Raw genomic sequence first — 22,373 nt, 5'->3', positions numbered from 1 at the left:
CGAATTAGTTTATCAGCTTAAGGTTGCTCTCTTTGGAGGTGTAGTCATTTCAAAGAAGTAATCGATTGACGACCAATTGTTGTATTAGTAAACCAATCATTAATTATTATTTATGAAAAGAAAGGTAATTCCACTATTTTTTACGCTTTCGGTGTGTAGCACGTTCAATTTGTGGACCGAATTGAAAGCTGCGTCTAGCCATTTCAGTTTCCGACAAGAGAGTATTATTGTAGAGGGAACAGTTTTGAACAGTTCGACAGGGAAAGTTTTGCAAGGTGTCACCATTGTGGTTAAGGCGAGTGGCAAATCAACGAAAACAGATGCATCAGGCCGATATCGAATCGAAATTCCCTATAAGGATGCAGTATTGACCTTCTCATATATTGGTTTTCAGCCTCAACAAATTGTTGCGGGTGGAAGGTCAACGCTACAGGTTAGCCTAGTAGAAGATGTAAAAGCACTAGAGGATGTTGTGGTTGTTGGATATACAACTCAGAAGAAAAGAAATGTAGTTGGTGCCGTAGCAACGATTACGACTAAGGATCTTGTACAAAGCCCAGCAGCAAATATTAATAACATGCTCGCGGGAAGATTACCAGGGCTGGTCGTCAACCAATATGCTGGAGGGGAGCCAGGAGTAGATCGTTCGGAATTGTTTATTCGTGGTAAATCAACTTATGGTAATCAGTCCCCTATTGTAATTGTGGATGGAATTGAACGCGATATGAGTTATTTGGCTCCAGACGAAATTGAGACTGTTTCCATTTTGAAGGATGCAGCAGCTACGGCACCTTACGGAATTCGTGGAGCGAATGGGGTTATCGTTGTTACCACAAAACGAGGACAATCCGCCGATAAAGCAACCGTAGACTTCAAAGCGTCTTATGGATTAAATACGCCGGCACAATTGCCGAAGCTTTTGGGATCTGCAGATTACGCGACTCTCTACAATGAAGCTTTAACGAATGATGCCAAGCTATCAGGTGGAAATACCGATAACTTGAAATTGTTTAGTCAGGATGCTATAGACAGATTTCGAAGGGCAAAGGGCGATAATTCGGACGGGCTAGGCTATAATTGGGACTATTTCGACTATATTTTTAGGACTGCACCTCAACACGAATACAATCTATCGATTCGTGGGGGCAATGATATCGCGAAATATTTTGTGATGGGCGGCTATATGGGGCAAGATAATAACTATGACCATGTTGATTTATCTAAATATAATGTTTCTCCTAAATTTCAGCGCTATAATTTTAGGTCCAATATTGATGTCAACATTACAAAAAACTTGTGGGTAAAACTCAATTTAGGTGCTCGTATTACCAATCGAACTTCACCTGGAACTTCCGCAAGTAGATTGATGACCCTTGCAATGACACAACCTCCGTATTTACCCATCGTTCTAGAACCCAATAGTCAACCTTCAACACAAGGGTATCTGCTGAATAACCCTTCGGGATTGTTGTTTGGTAATCAAATTTACCGCTTTAATGTTCTTGGAGAGTTGACTAGATCAGGATATCATACAGAAAAAAATACCTATTTGGAAGGGAGTTTTGCTGCCGGCTGGAATATGGATTTTATTACCAAGGGACTTTCTGTTGACGGAATATTTTCCTATGATGCTAGAGAGCAACAATGGGTCCGACGCGAGCTGGGTACCTATAGTGAAGGATATAGGGTATATCCCAATTATGCAACTTTTCAGCCTACAGATGGTATCGATCTTTTTATGAATCCGCAATACTATGAGGGTACTTACAGAAATGGGAACAAATATACGGTAGATCAAACCGTTGGAAATTCATTTACACAAAGTAGTCCTTTTAATAGAACTTTCATTCAAGGAAAAATAAATTACAATCGTTTATTTAACGATAAGCACAATGTAACTGGGATGCTGCTTTTCAATCGCTCAAGCCAGTCTGTCTATGATGCGACAAATTCAAGGGCCAGTGTTGATATTCGTTATCAAGGTATGACAGGGCAGTTTACTTATAATTATCTAGAAAAATATTTAGCGGAATTTAACTTTGGTTACAATGGATCTGAAAATTTTATAGAGGGAAAACGTTATGGATTTTTCCCTGCTGGAGCATTAGGATGGGTGGTTAGCAAAGAGAAATTTATGTCTAATACCAAAGACTGGCTGAGCTTTTTGAAGCTGAGAGCCTCGATGGGACTTGTGGGCAATGATAAAATGCCAGGTGACGCTCGATTCGGCTATCTCGCATTTTTTCAGGGAGGAGATGGTTATAGTTTTGGGGAACAGAATTTTAACAATGGACTAAGTGGGCTTCGTGAAGGACGCCTGGCAAACGAAAATATAACATGGGAGAAATCTAGAAAAACCAATATCGGTCTCGATATGGGCTTTTTAAAGAATAAGATGAACTTTAGCATTGATGTTTTTGAAGATTATCGTTATGATATTATTACTGAACTGGGGGCGGATGACATTGGTTTTCCTGGCGTAGTTGGTAAAGGCTCTCCGCTGATCAATATTGGAAAGGTCCGCAACCGTGGTATTGATATAGAGATGAGTTATTCAGACATGATTGGCGATAATTTCAGATTTTCTCTAAAACCTAATTTCACCTTTTCCAGAAATAAGTTGATCTTTCGACAAGAGGTACCACGACAATATGAATACAGACAAGCAACGGGCAAACGACTTTACGAAAATTTTGTCTATGTTTTCGATCACTTTGTTAGAGATCAAGCCGAGGCGGACAAATTAAATCAGAATAATTTTCAACCTTGGGGAACAGTAGGACCAGGCGATGTCGTATATAAGGATTTGAACGGTGACGGTAAAATTACAGATTTAGGGGATCGCACAGTGATGGGAAATCCTAGAAGTCCGGAGATTCAATTTGGTTTACCAATATCGCTGCAATACAAGGGTTTTGATTTTAGTCTTTTGTTTCAAGGAGCGTTAAATTCTTCAATTTTATTGAAAGATGCGGCTGTATGGGATTTCCCGACTTTTGATCAAGATAAACTTGGCTCCGTTCGACCAATTCATATGGGACGTTGGACTCCGGAAACGGCCGAAACTGCAACTTACCCCGCTCTACATATTGGCAATTCCGAAAATAATAAAAATAGCAACAGTAGTTTGTTTTTATATGATGCTAAATATTTAAGACTCAAAAATATAGAGATTGGTTATAATTTGCCGAAAGATCTTATTAAAAAAATTGGTTTGAACCAATTACGCGTTTATGCGCAAGGGATGAACCTATTTACCTGGTCAGGTTTAAAGGATTTAAGTATAGATCCTGAGATGGGAAATACAAGCGGTTATTGGTACCCGATTCTCAAAGTCTACAACTTTGGAATAAATCTTAATTTCTAATCTTATGAATGTATTGAAGATGAAAAGAATACTTTTTTTTATAGCAGGTGTGGTTCTGATTGTGATCGCAAGTTGCAACAAATATTTGGATAAATTACCCGACGATCAAATCCGGGAAGATGAAGTTTTTACTCGTTATGAGAAAGTAAATCAGCTTGTTACGGATGTGTATGCTAAAGCGAAAGGTGTCAATCAACCTATTTCGTGGTTCTATCATTTTTCGAGTGCTGCAATAACCGATGAGGCCGAAGGTTCTACAGTAGAAGGAAATATTACGAATAGATATAATACCGGTGATTGGAATATCAATGAGCTTCCGGGAGATAACGGGCAATTTTGGAGTAGTATGTTTGACGGTATCCGTAGAACCAATGTCATTTTGGAAGGAATAAAAAAGTACAGTACACCAGACGATATCCTGGAGCCAGGCTCACTTCCAATGCGCGTTGGTGAGGTTTACTTTCTTAGAGCTTACTTTCATTTAATGGCTGTTCGTATATATGGTGAGATTCCCTACATAGACCATGTAATTACGGCCACTGAAAACATGAACTTTGAACGTGAGTCAGTTCATAAAGTTATTGACAAAATTGTTGCTGATGCAACAACAGCATATAATGCTGTTCCGGAAAAATGGGAGGGTCAAAATTTTGGACGTATCGATAAAGGTGCATGTCTTGGATTAATTGCAGAAGCACGGTGGATGGCCGCTACACCACTTTGGAATGGATCTGCTGCAAAAGGTTATAATGGGACGCGTAAGTTCGAGTCCGAATACGCTACATATGATCCTCAGCGTTGGGTGAAAGCTAAAGAGGCTGCTAAGGCAGTTCTTGAAAGTAAGGTTGCAGGTGGAAAACGTTATAGCCTGTATCAGAAATATTCAAATACCGATTTTGGAGATAGCGGGGGGCAAAACACGAGCAACTCAACAGTTTATACACGTCTCTGGCAGATGTTTTATGATATGGAGGCGTTCAAAAATGAGTATGTTTTGTTTTTTACGCGCTATAAGGGAGAGGGGTGGTTTGGTGATGTATATCCGCCAAGTAGAGGCGGTGGAGCTCGTCAGATGCCTGTTCAGGAGCAAGTCGATGAGTATGAATACCTGTCACCAGATGGTTTTGGTTATCCGATTTATAGTGCCAAGGCTAAACAAGATGGGTATGATGACGGGAATCCTTACGTTTCAGTAAAAAGGGATCCACGTTTTTATCGAGACATTATATTTCATGGTGCAGCATTCCGCGGCGGAAACAATAATCCATCCCAGACAAATATTGCGAGCGGAGCAGATCAGATTGGCGCTAATAATGCAACACGTACTGGATATTATCTGAGGAAATTTTTGCAGGAAGCTTGGAATAAGAATGGAAGTGTTATCATCAGTGCCCCTCCAGTATGGCGCTTACCAGACTTTATTTACATTTATGCAGAGGCAGTTAATGAAGTTGATGGACCGACGCAAGAGATCTATGATTTAATTAATCAGGTAAGAGCGAGGTCTTTTATGGCGCCCATGCCTTTGACAACACTTGCTGATAAAAATTTGATGCGTGAGTACATTTATCGTGAACGAAGGGTCGAATTCTTTTATGAGAATAAGAGAGCTTTTGATAGTCGCCTGTATCTAGAACCTAGTAGTTCGGTGGAGAAAACTAAATATCAGAACTTTACTGCATCAGGTAGTACAAATAACGAGCGAAGTATAAATTACTGGAAGAATAGTAATACAGCTTATCCGAAACTTCAGAATATGATTAATGGCATGAGAGCCGTTGAAGATGTAAATGGTAAAATCCAAATTGGTGATAAACGTTATAAGATGGAACGTTTCTTTGTTGAAAGTAGAGTTTTTACTGCTCCAACTCATTACTTATTTCCTATTTTAAACTCAGAGATCCAAAAGTCTCCCTCGTTAGGGCAGAATCCTGGGTGGTAGTTTTTGCGTGATATTAAAAACCGCAATCATTTGATTGCGGTTTTTTTGTAACCATATTGTGAAAAAGACCAGGGCAATCGACTATATTTAAATTTCTTACTTATATTTACTAATACGTTTTAGCTTTTTTGCTAATAATTTTAAGCTTAACCAAACGCTTCATTTATGTTTAATATTAAAAAACTAACAGGTAGTATTCTTTTTCTGTTCGCGGCGCATGCTGGAATGGCGCAACAAACCTCGCCTGTTGATTTCGTTAACCCTTTGATCGGTACTGAATCGAAGTATGAATTGTCTAATGGCAATACTTATCCTGCGATCGCTCGGCCTTGGGGTATGAATTTTTGGACCCCGCAGACTGGAAATATGGGCGATGGCTGGGTATATACTTACACGGCAGATAAAATTAAAGGATTTAAGCAAACCCACCAGCCAAGCCCCTGGAACAATGATTATGGTCAGTTTTCAATCATGCCAATAACAGGTACACCGCAATTTGATCAAGAAAAACGGGCGAGCTGGTTTTCGCATAAAGCTGAAATTGCCAAACCTTATTATTATAGCGTTTACCTTGCGGATCACGATGTGACAACAGAATTGTCGCCATCACAACGGGCAGCAATCTTTCAGTTCACATTCCCTAAAACAGACAGTGCTTATGTTATTATTGATGCATTTGATAAGGGGTCTTATATTAAAGTAATTCCGCAGGAAAATAAAATTATCGGGTATTCAACAAAAAATAGTGGTGGTGTTCCGGAGAATTTCAAGAATTACTTCGTCATTACTTTCGATAGACCATTCTCCTACAAAGCTGCTGTTAAAAGCGGAGCGATAAGTAAAGATGAATTGGAAATTCAGGACAATCACGCCGGAGCAGTCGTTGGTTTCTCTTCCTTGAAAAGAGGGGAAAAGGTCACCGCCCGTATTGCTTCTTCCTTTATCAGTTTTGAGCAGGCAGAACTTAATCTAAAAGAAGTGAAGTCCAAAACATTTCAACAGGTTGTTGACGAAGGTAAAGCACAGTGGAACGAAATCCTCGGACGTGTACAGGTTGAAGACCACAATATTGACCGGTTACGTACATTTTATTCCAGCCTTTATCGTTCAACACTCTTTCCAAGGGATTTTTCTGAAATTGATGGAACAGGCAAACGTATGCACTATAGCCCTTACAATGGGCAGGTCCTGCCTGGGGAAATGTTTACGGATACAGGTTTTTGGGATACCTTTAGAAGTTTGTTTCCCCTGTTGAATTTATTGTATCCGTCGATGAATGATCGGATGCAGGCAGGTTTGGTGAATGCGTATAAAGAGAGTGGTTACCTTCCGGAGTGGGCTTCGCCAGGACATCGTGCATCGATGATTGGAAACAATTCCGCTTCTATTGTAGCAGATGCTTTGATTACTGATCGGAAAGGCTATGATAAAGACCTGTTATGGGAAGCGCTGAAGCATGGGGCCAATAGTGCCTATCCGAAACACTCTTCGACGGGACGCTTCGGTTATGAATATTATAATAAATTGGGCTATATACCTGCTGATGTAAAAGTAGACCAAAATGTAGCACGTTCACTGGAATATGCATACAATGACTGGTGTATTTATGAATTTGGCAAAGCATTGGGCAAACCGGAAGCTGAAACAGCTATTTATGCAACACGCGCGATGAACTATAAAAATCTGTTTGACCCAAGTACAAAACTTATGCGTGGAAAAAATGCAGACGGATCGTTCGTCTCAGATTTTGATCCAAGTGCCTGGTCAAGAGAATATACGGAAGGAAATGCTTGGCATTGGAGTTTTTGTGTGTTCCATGACCCTCAGGGTTTAATTAATTTGATGGGGGGTAATCAATCATTTGTGTCCATGTTGGATACGGTGTTTGTTATTCCGAGTTATGAGGGTATGAAAAGTCGTGGAATGATCCATGAAATGCGTGAAATGCAGGTGATGAATATGGGGCAGTATGCGCATGGAAATCAGCCGATCCAACATATGCCCTATCTGTATAATTATGCTGCAGAGCCCTGGAAAGCACAATATTGGGTGCGCAAAATAATGGATAAACTTTATTTGCCTACACCAGACGGCTATTGTGGTGATGAAGATAACGGGCAGACTTCAGCCTGGTATGTCTTCTCTTCGCTGGGATTTTATCCTGTTTCTCCTGCCTCGGGCGAATACGTGATTGGTTCACCACAATTCGATAAGGTGACACTAAATCTCGAAAATGGGAAAAAAGTGAATATCCAAGCTAAACAGCAGGGACCAAATCAGGTCTACGTAGATCAACTAACTTGGAATGGAAAGCCTTATAGTCATAATTATATCCGTTATAAAGATTTATTGCAGGGTGCCAAACTTGATTTCAAAATGAGCGAAGCACCGAATAAAAATAGAGGTACAAAAAAAGAAGATGCTCCATATTCCTTTAGTAACGAAAAAGTAAAAGGAAAATAAAGATTGAGTTCTGATAGACACTAATGAATTCAATGATGATACTTTAGTGCTAAGTAATTGTGTCGACTGTTTAATTGATCTTTTAAGGTTTATAGCGGAAACCATGAACATTACTTGTTTTTTGAAAACCATGACAGCTAATTTTTTAGGCTGTCATGGTTTTTTTACACGAATAAAATAATCTTAGCTATTTAAAGTCATACCTTTGTGATTCGAAATTTCGATATGTTAGGCAAAATATTTCATTTTTTAACACTCTTTGCATACCTTAATCTGTTGACCTATGAGTCTTTCTCCTCGGCAACTGGACAGGTGTTGCATGCAGGTGAGACCATTGTGGAGTATTTTCTGGATGACGTATTGGATTTGGAACCCATTCATTCTTCCCAAGAAGAAAAAGTACTATTGCAAGATGATTATCGTATATTTTCACTCAATAGTCAAGTCCTACCAATTTTTATTTTTGTTTTTGGAATCGTCTTTACGGCATTATGTTTTGCAAAAGATGATGAACATCCTTTTTACCGATCTAAAACCCTATGCTTACCAGGGTATTATCGCTTCCTATCCCGTTTTAGGCCATTCTAGTTACGCTCCTCTAATTTTCTAGCGGAGGCTGCAACAATTTAGTTTTATTTCTATATATGGTATGGAAGGCTTTGGGCCGCTCTTTACGCTATAGAATTGCTGTAGCTCCCATCTAACACATTCTCCTAACGACTGATTTTAAAATACCGTAGGAGGGTTTAACATTTTACATTTTTTATCGTTTATGAAGAAATTACTTTTACTGTGCCTTTTTGTGGGTATGGTTGGGATGCTGGCTTCATGCCATTCATCCAACGCTAACGCTGATCCGAAAGAAGAACTCAAAAATATTCCTGTAGTACCTTTAATGGTAATGGATACGACTGTTTATCAAGAATATATTGCGGATGTTCAAGCCTTAAAAAACGTCGAAATTCGTTCCAAATTGAATGGATTTTTGGATAAAATTTATGTAGACGAAGGGGCTTGGGTAAAGAAAGGCCAAATGCTGTTTAAGTATAATAACGAGGAATATCGTTCGGAATTAGCCAAGGCCAAAGCACAGTATGATAATGCCATTGCCGAAGCGCAAAAGATCAAGCTGGAAATGGAACGAACTCAAAAACTGGTTGACAAGAATATTGTAAGCTCTTCCGAATATAATTTATTGAAAATTCAATTAAAAGCGGCCAATTCTAAGATAGAAGAAGCCCGAGCTTTGGTTAATCAGGCACAGACAAGATTAGACTATACTGTTATACAGGCTCCTTTTGACGGCCGTATAGACCGTATCTTATTGAGAGAAGGCTCTTTATTGACCGAGGGTAGCTTAATTACGACGATCTCCGATTTAAGCAAAGTGAATGTTTATTTTGATATTTCTGAAAGAGAGTATCTGACACTTATGCGTGATAAGTTGGACGGTAAGGAAACGCAAAAATCGGTCAAGTTAATTTTGGCCAATGGTGAGCTGTATCCACACGAGGGAATTGCCCATTTGGTAGAAAGTGAATTTGAAGCCAATACTGGATCCATTGCCCTTCGGGTTCAATTTCCCAATGCCGAGCATATCCTAAAGCATGGTGCAACAGGTAAGATTGCAGTGCCAATGCAGACAGGGGAACATACCTTTGTACACCAAAAATCAGTATTTGAAATTCAGGACAAGACATACGTTTATACTGTACAGGCAGATAGTACCGTAAAAATGACACCTTTTACAGCGGGCCCGCGTGTGGGGCATTATTACATTGTGGATGGAGGCTTAGATCCCAACGCCAAGATTGTCTATGAGGGAGTACAGGGACTGCGGAGTGGAATGAAGATTAATCCAAAAATGAGGAAACTGTAGTGGAGGATAAATTATGTTTGAAACATTTATAAAACGACCCATATTGTCGTTGGTTATTTCGGTGTTTATTACACTTTTAGGGTTGTTGGCCTTATTTACATTGCCCATCACACAATTTCCGGACATTGTACCACCTTCGGTCGTCGTCAATGCCAATTATACAGGTGCCAATGCTGAGGTGAGTACAAATGCCGTCGCTATTCCTTTGGAAAAAGCAATCAACGGTGTAGCTGGGATGACTTACATGAATTCAGTGTCTACCAATAACGGCAGCACGGTTATTCAAATCTTTTTTGAAGTTGGTACAGATCCAGATATTGCAGCTGTAAACGTACAGAATAGGGTAACTACTGTATTGGATGAACTCCCTGAAGAGGTCATCAAAGCAGGGGTAACCACCGAAAAAGAGGTCAACTCCATGTTGATGTATCTGAATGTTTTTACCGATGATGAAACCGCGGATGAAAGATTCATTTACAATTTCGCAGATATCAACATTCTAAAGGAACTGAAACGGATCGAAGGCGTCGGTCTCGCTCAGATTATGGGAATGCGTGATTATGCGATGCGTGTATGGATTAAACCTGATCGTATGGCAGCTTATAATATATCTACGGAGGATGTGGTGGCTGCATTACGAAAACAGAATATCGAGGCTGCGCCAGGACAAACCGGTATCAGTTCCGATAAAATGCGTAACATGCAGCAATATGTATTGCGTTATCCCGGTAAATTCACTGAAATTGAGGAGTATGCCAATATACCTATTCGAGCGACTTCAAATGGTTCTATTATCCGTATAAAAGACGTAGCAGATGTTGAATTTGGTTCATTGGATTATGAAATGGTATCCAAAACTGATGGACGTCCATCCGCATCCATCATGCTAAAGCAATTGCCGGGATCAAATGCACAAGAGGTTATTCAGCGTGTAAAAGACCGCATGGCAGAATTGAAACAAACGCAATTCCCGACCGGCATGACCTATACCATGGGGTATGATGTATCGCGGTTTTTGGATGCTTCAATTTCTTCTGTCATCAAAACCTTATTGGAGGCGTTTCTTTTGGTTTTTATCGTTGTATTTATCTTTTTACAGGATTTTAGGGCGACTATTATACCAATTTTGGCTGTACCAGTGTGTTTGATTGGGGCATTATTTTTTATGCAGATGTTAGGTTTCTCAATCAACCTGCTGACCTTGTTTGCCTTGGTACTGGCCATAGGTATTGTGGTAGACAATGGAATTGTCGTGGTCGAGGCTGTATATGCAAAAATGGAAGAAGAACATCTTCAACCTATGGAAGCGACATTGGAGGCAATGAAAGAAGTCGGTGGCGCTGTTGTGGCCATTACGTTGGTGATGTCTGCTGTGTTTGTTCCTGTTGCCTTTCTTTCAGGGCCGGTGGGGATATTTTATCGTCAATTTTCATTGACGCTCGCGGCCGCCATTGTTATTTCAGGTATCAACGCATTGACATTGACACCCGCTTTATGTGCGCTTTTCCTAAAATCGCCCCATGACCGTAAACCTTCGAATAACTGGTTGGACCGTTTCTTTAAAAAATTCAATGCCATTTATGACAAGACGGCCTTCGGTTATAAGGGAATTTTGGTAAAAACCAGTGCGCGACGTGGACTGACTCTCCTTCTACTTGGAGGATTCTTTCTAGCGACCTGGGGAAGTAGTGCCATCTTACCCTCAGGTTTTATTCCAACCGAGGATCAAGGAATGATCTATGTCGCTGTAACAACCCCACCGGGAGCAACCGTAGACCGTACAGAACGCGTTTTGGATAAAATTGACTCCGTATCACGGAAACTCGATATTGTTGAAACGGTGTCTACATTGTCGGGGTATAGTATCATAACTGAAGTATCTGGTGCTTCCTATGGGATGGGGATGATCAATCTTAAACCTTGGAAAGAGCGTGATCAAACGGTAGATGATGTCATTAAAGAATTGCGGGATAAAACAAAGGATTTTGCTGATGGAGAGATTGAATTCTTTCCGCCGCCGACAGTTCCCGGTTTTGGTAACTCTTCGGGTTTTGAATTACGTTTATTGGATCGTAGCGGGAATGAGGATCTCAACAAGACGGCCGAGGTATTACAGAAGTTTATGGATGATATGGAAAAAAGTGAAGTTCTTCAGGATATCAACTCCAGTTTTGATGTGAACTTCCCCCAATATATGCTGAAGGTGGATTACGATATGGCTGCAAAAAAAGGAATATCGGTGGAGAATGCCATGAATACACTGCAGACCTTAATGGGAAGTCTTTACGCGACAAATTTCATCCGTTACGGACAGATGTATAAGGTCATGGTACAGGCTGGTCCCGAATATCGCCAGAGACCAGAAGATGTATTACGCTTATATGTGAAGAATGAGACGGGTGAGATGGTTCCATACAATGCCTTTATTTCGATGGAAAGAATTTATGGTCCTGAACAAATTACCCGTTACAATATGTTTAGTTCGGCCATGATTACTGGACAGTCTTCAGCTGGTTTCAGCTCCGGGCAAGCTATCGAAGAAGTCGAGAAAATTGCTTCTTCTTTGCCGCAAGGGTATAGTATCGAATGGTCGGGGATGACTCGTGAACAGAAAATCTCCGGAAACCAAGCCTTGTATATTTTTGCACTCTGTCTTTTGTTTGTTTATCTGTTGTTATGTGCACAGTATGAAAGCTTTCTGTTGCCTTTACCTGTTCTGCTCTGTCTTCCGGCAGGGATCTTTGGTGCATTTATCTTCTTGAAGGTCTTTGGATTGGAAAACAATATTTATGCGCAGGTAGCATTGGTCATGCTGATTGGTTTGCTAGGTAAGAATGCGATCCTGATTGTGGAATATGCCAATTTGAAATATAAGCAGGGAATGGATATCGTGACCGCTTCAATCGAAGGAGCTGTTGCCCGTTTGCGTCCGATATTAATGACTTCCTTTGCATTTATTGCAGGTCTAATTCCCTTGATGATGGCCAGTGGAGCAGGAGCATTGGGTAATCGAAGTATCGGTACCGCTGCGGTGGGAGGAATGCTTATCGGAACCATACTCGGGGTAATTGTCATCCCGGGATTAGTGATCTTATTTTCAAAAAAGGATAACAAGAAACAGGTCGTTAAAAAAGCTTCTTTAGTCATAGTTGCACTTATTTTATTTGGTAGTTGCTCGGTTCCCAAAAAAACACTTCAACCGGAGAAATTACATGTACCGACTTCATTTTCCAAACATCTTTCGCCAGATAGTTTAAATGTAGGAAGTCGGTCTTGGAAGGAAATTTTTAAAGATCCGAAGTTGGTTTCTCTAATTGATTCTGCGCTGCAGAACAATTTAGATATTCGTCAATCCATTTTGCGGTTGGAATCTGCACAAGCTTATTTTAAACAACGGAAGGCAGCATTGGGGCCAACTGTAGAGGCTGCAGTAGAAGGAGGAATACGGAAGTATGGACATTATACAGAATCAGGAATAGGTAATTATGATTCAAATTTTTCGGAGAACTTGAAAAGTGATGAAAAATTGCCCGAACCATTTATCCCAGATTATTTTATCGGACTTCGTTCGTCCTGGGAGATTGATCTTTGGGGAAAGTTGAAAAGTCAAAAGCAGGCCGCTTATTTTAGCTTTTTAGCTGAGCAGGAAGGCAAGCGTCTATTAGAAACGGAATTGGTATCCAATATTGCGACGGCTTATTATGAACTAATTGCTTTGGATCAAAAGATAAAAGTTTACAATCGGAATATTGAATTACATAAAAATGCACTGGAAGTTGTTGAGGTGAAAAAAGATGCCGGTTATGCGACTGAGCTTTCTGTGCAACAATTTAAGGCGCTATTAGCCAATTCGAAAGCTGCCAAAGAACAATTGAGCCAAGAAATAGCACTTTGGGAACATCATATCAACGGCCTGTTGGGGCGTTTTTATCAACCTATTGTAAGAAGTACATATACCGAAAATGCAGATTTGTATCATGCAATGCATTTTGGTACACCAGATGATCTCGTGAACCAACGCCCGGATATTAAGGCCGCTTATTTGAAGGTGATTGCTTCTTCGAATAATCAGGAAGCATCACGCTTGGCTTTTTTGCCTTCTGTTGCAATAAGTCCATTTATCGGATTACAGAGCTTTAGCTTTAACAAGTTATTTAATTTGGATAAATCTATTGCGTATAATTTATTTGGCGGTATTACACTGCCAATATTTAATCAAAGACAGCTAAAAACGCAGTATGAGATTGCGAAAGCAGATTATGGAATTGCGTTTGTAGACTATGAAAAAGCAGTTGTAAACGCTTATAACGAAGTTTCCAATGTTGTCATGACGCAAGAGGCGATCGTCAAACGACGTAGCTTTGTTGATGAGCATGTTCAAGCGTTAAATCTCTCTATTGAAGCCGCACAGGAACTATTTATTGCTGGTCGGGTAACTTCTTTAGATGTTGTTACGGCCCAAAAAGAGTCTCTGGAAGCCCAAATCGGAAAAGTAGAATTGGAGAAAGAGAATACTTTAAATCAGATTCTACTTTACAAAGCCTTGGGAGGAGGTTGGAAATAGGTGATTATGGATTAAAAAGAAAACTATTTTTCATGCGATAAAGAATTAACTTGTTAATTCTTGGACCCTTAACTGGGTCAGGGGAAGAGGCCGTCGTGAGACGTCCTCTTTTTTGTTGTTATTTTTATGTAGTTTAGTCTACACTATCTTGAACCGATTTTATTATGTTGCAGCGCATTTTTCTTTTTATTCTTTTCGCACATTTTAGTCTTTACCTATCTGCACAAGTGGCTTCCGATAGCACCCGGGTTTTGCAACGATTGGAATATCTGATGGAAAATCAGAAAATTTACATCAAGAACCGTGAAGATAAATTGGAGAAATTAAAACAGGAGGCAAAAGCATTAGAAGGCAATCCTGCTCAATTTTTGAAGAAGAACTACGAAATCTTTGAAAATTATAAGAAGTTTGATTCTGACGCAGCGCTTACTTATATTTTACTGTGTCAAAAGCTCGCTCCACCGCATAATGACTCCTTGCAGGCAGTGATTCATCTCGATTTGGCCTGGGTGTATTCCACCATCGGACGGTATATAGAAGCTTCACAATTGTTGAAGCAAGTCGAGTCTGCTCATCTTGGCCGGGATCTCCTTGCAAAATATTACGATACCTACAGCTCCTTTTATAGTCATTACGGTCAGAGCAATAATCGGTCAGAATATTACCAGGCAAGTGAAAAGTATCGTGATTCGTTGTTAACGGTACTACCAAAGTCTTCCTTGGAGTATCGTACCACCATTGCGATAAAAACACTTTTTAACGGTAATCGTGAGGACGCTAAAAAGCAATTACTGGTTCTTTGGAATGAGAATAAAAAGGATATGGAGCAACGCGCGCTGATCGCCTATTTTATGGGGCTCATTTATAAATATGAAAAGGATACGAAAAGCCAGATTTACTATCTTTCAATATCAGCCAGTGCAGATATTGAAATGGCTAATCGTGATAATGCATCTTTTCATGATTTAGCGCTAACATATTACGATCAACAGGATTTTGATCGCGCTTTTCAATTTATTGAAAAAGCCATAGACGATGCGATGTTATGTAAAGTACGGTATCGCATTATCGAGGGGACCTCTTCTTATCCCATTATCAATGCCGCCTATCAGCAGAAAATCAGTAGTCAAAACCGACAATTGGTTGGACTGGTCATTATCGTCAGTATTTTATTGATCGGTGTCATTATTGGACTTGTCATTATCTATAGACAGGTGCAACATTTGAGAAGGATACGGTCGGAATTATCAGCTACAAACCAACAACTTCGCTCATTGAATGATGAAATAAAACAGACTAACCTTAAATTATCTGAATCCAATCATATTAAAGAAGAATATATTGCTCAATTTTTTGATATGTGCTCGAGTTACATCGATAAAATGGAAGATATCAGAAAGGCATTACTGAAAAAAGCGACGAATCAGCAATGGGATGCGCTGCGGGAACAGTTAAAGTCAACGCAAATGGAAGAAAGGGAAGTGCAGCAACTTTATGTTAATTTTGATCGTATCTTTTTAAATCTATATCCAACCTTTGTTGACGAATTCAATGCCTTACTTCAGGAGGACGAGAAAATTTATCCCAAGAAAACGGAGTTGTTAAATACCGAACTTCGGATTTTCGCATTAATTCGGTTAGGGATCGATGATTCCGTAAAGATTGCAAGTTTCCTGCGATACTCGCTTCGGACGGTTTATAATTACAGAACAAAAGTACGTAATAAAGCCGCGGGAAATCGTGATGCTTTCGAGGCGGCTGTATGTCAGATTGCGGTGATCGACCGGGCATAAAATGTGCTGTAATACCCGAAAATTAGCTGTTTTAAAGACAATTGTACGCTCCTTTAGGTACTTTTTAAGGGAGGGTGTTTTTTGTAGGTATCTTATTTTTAGTTATTTATGTTTTTTCTTCGGTACTTTTTAAGTACTCGCTCTTTTTTCTCCGTCAAGCTGATCTTAGTTTTGTTTTGAGCAATGAAGCAGGGGAAACTCATTGCCATTTTGGAATAACCAAAAGATTAAACAATAACCAATTTTTTTATTTCATATGATTTACTTTACACGAAAAGTTGCCTTTTCATCGGGGTTAGCTTTCTTGTTTACTTTGGTGAATTTGGTGTTTGCCCAAGACCGAATTCAAGTTAGTGGACGTGTCTTGGATGCCCAAGATCAGAAACCACTCTCTGGAGTAACCATTACACAAAAAGGAAGTAATAACGCAGTCTCCAGTAACGGAGATGGGCGTTTTCAAATTTCAGCAAGCACGGGCAGTATACTCCAATTTACTTTTGTTGGCTACGACAGTAAAGAACTACCTGCCAACAGTACCATGATTGTCCAATTAAATTCCTCAACCAATTTGCTGGAGGATGTCATTGTAATCGGTTATGGTAGCGTGAAAAGAAAAGATGTCACGACTGCAATCTCTTCTGTCTCCACCAAAGACTTAGAAAAGAGACCCGTTACTAATTTTGGGCAAGCCATTCAAGGTAAAGCTGCCGGGGTCACTGTTATTCAGCCGAGTGGTCAGCCAGGTGCAGCACCTCAGATACAAATTCGTGGGATAACGTCTTTTAATAGTAATACCACTCCTTTGTATGTTGTTGATGGAGTTCCTGTGGAAGATATTAAGTTCTTGTCACCGAATGATATCACGGATATTCAAATTCTAAAGGACGCGTCATCGGCAGCGATCTACGGCTCGCGTGGTTCGAACGGTGTTATCTTGGTTACGACAAAATCAGGAAAAGCCGGGGAAGCAAAAATTACACTGGGAACACAGTGGACAGCCAATGTTGTCAATAACACGGTTAAAGTTTTAAATACCAGTCAATACAAAGATTTACAGGATGAAATAGGCATGATAAATCTGCCAGAGGGATTGTTGGATCAAACAGATTGGTTTAAAGAAACCTATAAGACAGGTATTCAACAAAATCATCAAATATCCGTTTCGGATGGCAATGAGAAGCTCCGTTATTATTTAGGAGGGGGGTATTTGAACGAAAAAGGAACACTACAAGGATCCTTCTTTAGACGATATAATTTTCGTGCTAATATTGATAACCAAGTCCGAAAATGGCTAAAGGTGAATGCGAATATCAATTATTCCGATAACAATGATAATGGAATTACCTCAGGATTGGGTTCTAATCGTGGGGGCGTAGTTACATCGGTGATTACAACACCAACCTACGCGCCTGTATGGGATCCAACCAATCCGGATCGATTCTATAATAATTTCTATGGGATCAACAACATCACCAGTCCTTTGGAAAACCTAGCCCGGACAAGAAATAATAATAACCGCGAAAACCGACTTGTTGCCACAGGAAGTGCACTGGTTTCTTTTATGCCTAATTTAACTTGGAAAACTGCGTTTTCATTGGATAGAAGATCAGGTGTGATGACGACCTTTTTGGACCCTTGGACAACAGCTTGGGGAAGAAACCAATTCGGAGAGGCTTCAGATATTCGTAATACAAATACCGTGTTGACTTGGGACAATTTCTTGACGTACACGAAGAGCTTTGGAAAGCATAATTTGGAAGTAATGGGCGGTTCGTCATGGACGGATTCCAAGTACTCCAGAAGCTATATCTATGGTTCAAATTATGCAAATGGAATCATTGAGACACTTAATGCGGCGAACAAGATCTCCTGGGATAGAACAGGATCCTCTGCATCCAATTGGGGGATTATGTCCTATTTCGCACGCGCAATGTACAATTATGATGGCAAGTATTTATTGACCGCAAATATGCGTGCCGATGGTTCTTCAAAGTTGAGTCCGGAACGTCGCTGGGGGTATTTTCCGTCGGTTTCAGCTGCATGGAGAATCTCTTCTGAAGACTTTATGAAAGATGTAACCTGGATAAATGACTTTAAAATCCGTGGCGGATGGGGACAGACAGGTAATCAATATGGATTAGGTGATTATGCCTACCTGCAATTGAGCGGTATCCAACGTCAACAGTGGTTCGTTGAGGGAAAAGACAATTCAGTGCCAAATATCAATAAGCCAACAATCTTAAGAGCGAAAGACTTGACTTGGGAAACGACAAGCACAACCAGTATTGGTTTTGATATCACCATGTTGAGCAATAGACTGACGATCAGTGCAGATTATTACAACAAGGATACGAAAGATCTTTTAATGAATGCAAGCTTGCCAGCAGGACAGCAAGCAACCACAATCCAAAGAAATGGCGGCCGACTGAACAACCATGGTTTTGAATTTGCGGTAAATTCAAAAAATCTGACCGGAAACTTGACTTGGAATACAGATTTTAATATTTCTTTCAACAGAAATAAACTGAAACAACTGGATCTACAACAAGTGTACTACGATGTCAAGACAAACGATTATGTCAATGATTTTGTCGTGAAGAATGAGCCAGGAAGATCACTTGCAGGATTCTTCGGTTATATCTCTGATGGTGTAAACCCTGAAACCGGTGAGCTCATGTATCGCGACTTGAATGGCGATGGAAAGATTTCATCGAGCGACCGTACATATATCGGTAACCCTCTTCCAAAGTTTGTCTATGGTATGACAAACAGCTTCTCCTGGAAAAATTTCGACCTCAGTATATTTATTCAGGGAACTTACGGAAACGATATCTTCAATGCGAGCCGCATGGAAACAGAGGGGATGTATGATGGGCGAAATCAAACTACTGTTGTATTGGATCGTTGGCGGGTACCGGGACAGATTACCAACGTTCCGAAAGCTGGGTTTGACATGAAGAATTCAACCTATTTTGTTGAGGATGGTAGTTATTTGCGGATGAAAAATGTTTCCTTGGGCTATTCCATTTCTCCGGAGAGACTGAAACGTATTGGTATCCATAAAATTCAGCCCTATCTATCTGTAAGTAATCTATTTACCTTGACTAAATATTCCGGTATGGATCCCGAAGTAAACCAATATTCCGGCGGATCTGATTCCAGAATCCAGGGTATTGATTGGGGAACCTATCCACAGAATCGTTCATTTGTTTTAGGTCTTAATATTGAGTTTTAATTGTCTGTATCATGAAAAAAAAATATATATATAACGCTCTTTCTTTGCTAACAGGCTCTTTGTTTTTATTCTCCTGTTCTTTGAATCGTGATCCGCTTTCAGATTATTCGGATGTCAGTCAAGGAAAGACGGAGACAGGAACACAGGTCGTTTTCAAGAATAAAGCCGAAGTTGAAACTTATTTGGCGGGGATTTACCAGCAGATGAAAGATAGGCAGGAACATTGGTACCTCGACCTTCTCTTGATTGGCGATTCCCACGCCGATAATTCCTATGCGGGAACGACCGGCGCGGAAGTTGTACCTTTTGAAAATAATTCTATTGAAGGGTCTAATTCTGTGGTTGACCGGGATTGGGGTAGGTATCTGGAAGATGTTGGCCGTGCAAATCGATTGATCATTTATGTGGATAGTGTCGCTGATAAATCGGTGAGCGATACAGAAATTAGGACTTATAAAGCACAAGCGAAACTATTCAGAGCATTGGCGATGTTTGATATGGTCCGTATATTTGGATCTATCCCTATCATCACAACGATCGCACCCGATATTACCGGTGATAATGTCAATGAAGTTTATCCGCAATATTTTCCGAAACAAGCTACTGAAGAAGAAGCCTACAAACAGATCGAAAAAGACCTGATGGATGGATTGGCAGATGCACCTGCCAACAATAATGGGAATAAAACTTTATTTACCAAATCCGTAGCGCGAGCTATGCTGGCAAAGATCTATGCCGAAAAACCGATTCGCGATTATGCTAAAGTCATTCAATTTGTTGACGCATTGACAGCTGATGGCTTTGATCTGAATACCAATTACTCGGATTTATATGCGATGAATGCAAGCAATACAGATCTTGCACAACGGAATACAAAAGAATCGATTTTGGAAGCACAGTTCACTGCAGGAGGAGGCAATTGGGCGACTTGGATGTTTGGAAGGGATTTGTCCAATTATGATAATAACTTCACATGGGCAAAATGGGTAACCCCATCACGGGATTTGATACAAGCATATACGAATGAAGGGGATCAGATTCGTTTGGGGCAATCCGTTGTCTATTACACCACCACTTGGAGCAACTATTATCCCGCCAATCATTATCCATTCATGTTTAAACTGCGGTCTGCATTTAATAGTATTGTCAAGCTTCGTTATGCAGATCTTTTATTGCTCAAGGCAGAAGCTTTAATTCAACAGGGATCAGATTTATCCGGCGCAGCAGACATTATTGACAAAATTCGCACACGTGTTAAACTACCAAAATTGTCAACTGCGATACGTTCAAATAAGGATGCTTTATTAGATGCTTATCTGAAAGAACGTCGTCTGGAATTAGCCTTCGAAGGACAACGCTGGTTTGATCTCGTGCGCTTGGACAAGGTGGAAGCTGTCATGAATGCGGTCTATGCGAAAGACGCTGGAAGAAAGGCACAGGTGTATCCCTTTACGAAGAACTCTTACCGTTTACCGATTCCGCAACCAAAAATTGATCAGAATCCTAATCTAGTTCAGAATCCGGGGTATTAATTGATTTAACAAGTGGAATCCCCCATCTGATGGATGGAGACAAATATATTAACAGATGAAACGTACTAATAAAAAAACTATGATATATACATTCTTGTTGTCCTGTCTAGTGACGGCAACATCTTGTAACCGTGACAGCTATACACCTTCGCAAGGTGATGAAATTAAAAAAAGTGGTGATGTTACCATTTATACGACGACAGGCAGTCGGTCTTTGGATTTTGGAAAGCGCTTTGTTGATTTCAGCTCCAAATTTAATATGTCGCCCAATACAATTACGCTAGATCCTACTAAGAAATTCCAGACGATGGACGGCTTCGGTGCAGCCGTCACAGGCTCAACCTGTTATAATTTAATGAAAATGAGTAAGGAAGATCGGACAAAATTCCTTACAGAGACGTTTTCAGATAAAGATGGAATGGGAATGAACTATATCCGTATTGCTATTGGATGTTCCGACTTCTCTTTAAGCGAATATACCTGTTGGGACAAAGAAGGAAAGGAAAATTTTGGATTGCAGTCTGAAGAGACCCAATATATCATTCCGGTGCTTAAAGAAATACTTGCTATCAATCCATCCATAAAAATCATGGGCTCCCCATGGACTCCACCGAAATGGATGAAAGTTAACAACCTAACTGATTTAAAGCCCTTTGATTCATGGACCAGTGGTCAGTTAAATCCAAAATATTACCAGGATTATGGTTGGTATTTCGTTCAATGGATCCAGGCAATGAAGAAAGAAGGCATTAATATTTATTCGATTACTGTTCAAAATGAACCATTGAATAGAAAAAATTCCGCTTCGCTTTATATGTCATGGCAGGAACAACAGGCTTTTGTCAAACAAGCTTTGGGCCCACAATTAAAAGCGGCTAATTTATCAACAAAGATTTATGCATTTGATCATAATTATAATTATGATAATATCGCTGATCAGACAGATTATCCAGTAAAGATTTATAACGATGCCGGCGCAGCGTCATTCTTCGCCGGAGCGGCGTACCATAATTATGGTGGGGATAAAGCTGAACTTATCGATATTCATAATCAACGCCCAGACAAGGAATTGGTATTTACGGAAACATCCATTGGAGAATGGAATGATGGACGCAATCTTGAAAAACGTTTGATGGAGGATATGCGAGAAGTTGCATTGGGCACCGTCAACAATTGGAGCAAGGGCGTCATTGTATGGAACCTGATGCTTGATACTGACAAAGGGCCAAATCGCGAGGGGGGCTGCCAGACATGTTATGGCGCCGTGGACATTAGTAAGGCAAATTATAAGAATATAACGCGCAATTCGCATTACTATATTGTTGGTCATCTTTCCTCGGTGGTTAAATCAGGAGCTACAAGGATTGGCGCTTCTGGCTATACGGCGGAAGGTTTGGTTTATACAGCCTTTCAAAATACAGATGGGACCTATGCTGTCGTTCTGTTAAACGAATCAGGCGATAGTCGTAAAATCACTGTCGCAGACGGTAAACATCATTTTAGCTATGATGTGCCAGCTAAGTCGGTTGTTTCTTACCGTTGGACCTATTAACTGGAGGATGATAAACCCTAAGCGCTATCGCGTTGATAGCGCATAA

General features: G+C 40.2%; 10 protein-coding genes. All 10 read left to right on the top strand.

Annotated elements, in window-relative coordinates; genetic code table 11:
- The first annotated feature begins 112 nt into the window (after positions 1 to 112).
- The 10 genes from OK025_RS05955 to OK025_RS05910 all read left to right on the top strand — a co-directional run bounded on the left by OK025_RS05955 (position 113) and on the right by OK025_RS05910 (position 22,327).
- Positions 113 to 3,367 carry a TonB-dependent receptor gene (locus OK025_RS05955; protein WP_317668683.1) on the top strand — a complete coding sequence of 1,085 codons (3,255 nt, stop codon included), beginning with the start codon at positions 113 to 115 and terminating at the stop codon, positions 3,365 to 3,367.
- Positions 3,368 to 3,386: 19 nt separating this feature from the next.
- Positions 3,387 to 5,309, top strand: a complete 1,923-nt coding sequence (locus OK025_RS05950; protein WP_317668682.1) for a RagB/SusD family nutrient uptake outer membrane protein — start codon at positions 3,387 to 3,389, stop codon at positions 5,307 to 5,309.
- 165 nt (positions 5,310 to 5,474) lie between these two features.
- Positions 5,475 to 7,772 (top strand): GH92 family glycosyl hydrolase, encoded by a 2,298-nt coding sequence (locus OK025_RS05945; RefSeq protein ID WP_317668681.1) that lies wholly within the window; start codon positions 5,475 to 5,477, stop codon positions 7,770 to 7,772.
- A 225-nt stretch (positions 7,773 to 7,997) separates the two neighbouring features.
- A complete protein-coding gene (locus OK025_RS05940; RefSeq protein ID WP_070561742.1) occupies positions 7,998 to 8,360 on the top strand; it encodes a hypothetical protein in 363 nt (120 codons plus the stop codon).
- Positions 8,361 to 8,544: 184 nt separating this feature from the next.
- Positions 8,545 to 9,651, top strand: a complete 1,107-nt coding sequence (locus tag OK025_RS05935; RefSeq protein ID WP_317668680.1) for an efflux RND transporter periplasmic adaptor subunit — start codon at positions 8,545 to 8,547, stop codon at positions 9,649 to 9,651.
- Positions 9,652 to 9,664: 13 nt separating this feature from the next.
- Positions 9,665 to 14,215 (top strand): efflux RND transporter permease subunit, encoded by a 4,551-nt coding sequence (locus OK025_RS05930; RefSeq protein ID WP_317668679.1) that lies wholly within the window; start codon positions 9,665 to 9,667, stop codon positions 14,213 to 14,215.
- Positions 14,216 to 14,379: 164 nt separating this feature from the next.
- On the top strand, positions 14,380 to 16,008 hold the full coding sequence (locus OK025_RS05925; RefSeq protein WP_317668678.1) for a DUF6377 domain-containing protein: 1,629 nt from the start codon (positions 14,380 to 14,382) through the stop codon (positions 16,006 to 16,008).
- A 256-nt stretch (positions 16,009 to 16,264) separates the two neighbouring features.
- On the top strand, positions 16,265 to 19,243 hold the full coding sequence (locus OK025_RS05920) for a TonB-dependent receptor (protein WP_317668677.1): 2,979 nt from the start codon (positions 16,265 to 16,267) through the stop codon (positions 19,241 to 19,243).
- 11 nt (positions 19,244 to 19,254) lie between these two features.
- Positions 19,255 to 20,775: a RagB/SusD family nutrient uptake outer membrane protein gene (locus tag OK025_RS05915; RefSeq protein WP_317668676.1), complete on the top strand. Its 1,521-nt coding sequence runs from the start codon at positions 19,255 to 19,257 to the stop codon at positions 20,773 to 20,775.
- A gap of 79 nt (positions 20,776 to 20,854) precedes the next feature.
- Complete coding sequence (locus OK025_RS05910; protein WP_317668675.1) at positions 20,855 to 22,327, top strand: glycoside hydrolase family 30 protein; 1,473 nt, start codon at positions 20,855 to 20,857, stop codon at positions 22,325 to 22,327.
- Positions 22,328 to 22,373: the final 46 nt, after the last annotated feature.

The sequence above is a fragment of the Sphingobacterium sp. UGAL515B_05 genome, assembly GCF_033097525.1.
Classification (GTDB): domain Bacteria; phylum Bacteroidota; class Bacteroidia; order Sphingobacteriales; family Sphingobacteriaceae; genus Sphingobacterium.
Note: the sequence above shows the minus strand (reverse complement) of the source record. Positions and strands in the feature narration are given on the sequence as shown.

What these genes read in the sequence shown, in the direction of transcription:
- OK025_RS05955 (WP_317668683.1), top strand. Translation starts at nt 113, where the DNA reads ATGAAAAGAAAGGTAATTCCACTATTTTTTACGCTTTCGGTGTGTAGC.
- OK025_RS05950 (WP_317668682.1), top strand. Translation starts at nt 3,387, where the DNA reads ATGAAAAGAATACTTTTTTTTATAGCAGGTGTGGTTCTGATTGTGATC.
- OK025_RS05945 (WP_317668681.1), top strand. Translation starts at nt 5,475, where the DNA reads ATGTTTAATATTAAAAAACTAACAGGTAGTATTCTTTTTCTGTTCGCG.
- OK025_RS05940 (WP_070561742.1), top strand. Translation starts at nt 7,998, where the DNA reads ATGTTAGGCAAAATATTTCATTTTTTAACACTCTTTGCATACCTTAAT.
- OK025_RS05935 (WP_317668680.1), top strand. Translation starts at nt 8,545, where the DNA reads ATGAAGAAATTACTTTTACTGTGCCTTTTTGTGGGTATGGTTGGGATG.
- OK025_RS05930 (WP_317668679.1), top strand. Translation starts at nt 9,665, where the DNA reads ATGTTTGAAACATTTATAAAACGACCCATATTGTCGTTGGTTATTTCG.
- OK025_RS05925 (WP_317668678.1), top strand. Translation starts at nt 14,380, where the DNA reads ATGTTGCAGCGCATTTTTCTTTTTATTCTTTTCGCACATTTTAGTCTT.
- OK025_RS05920 (WP_317668677.1), top strand. Translation starts at nt 16,265, where the DNA reads ATGATTTACTTTACACGAAAAGTTGCCTTTTCATCGGGGTTAGCTTTC.
- OK025_RS05915 (WP_317668676.1), top strand. Translation starts at nt 19,255, where the DNA reads ATGAAAAAAAAATATATATATAACGCTCTTTCTTTGCTAACAGGCTCT.
- OK025_RS05910 (WP_317668675.1), top strand. Translation starts at nt 20,855, where the DNA reads ATGATATATACATTCTTGTTGTCCTGTCTAGTGACGGCAACATCTTGT.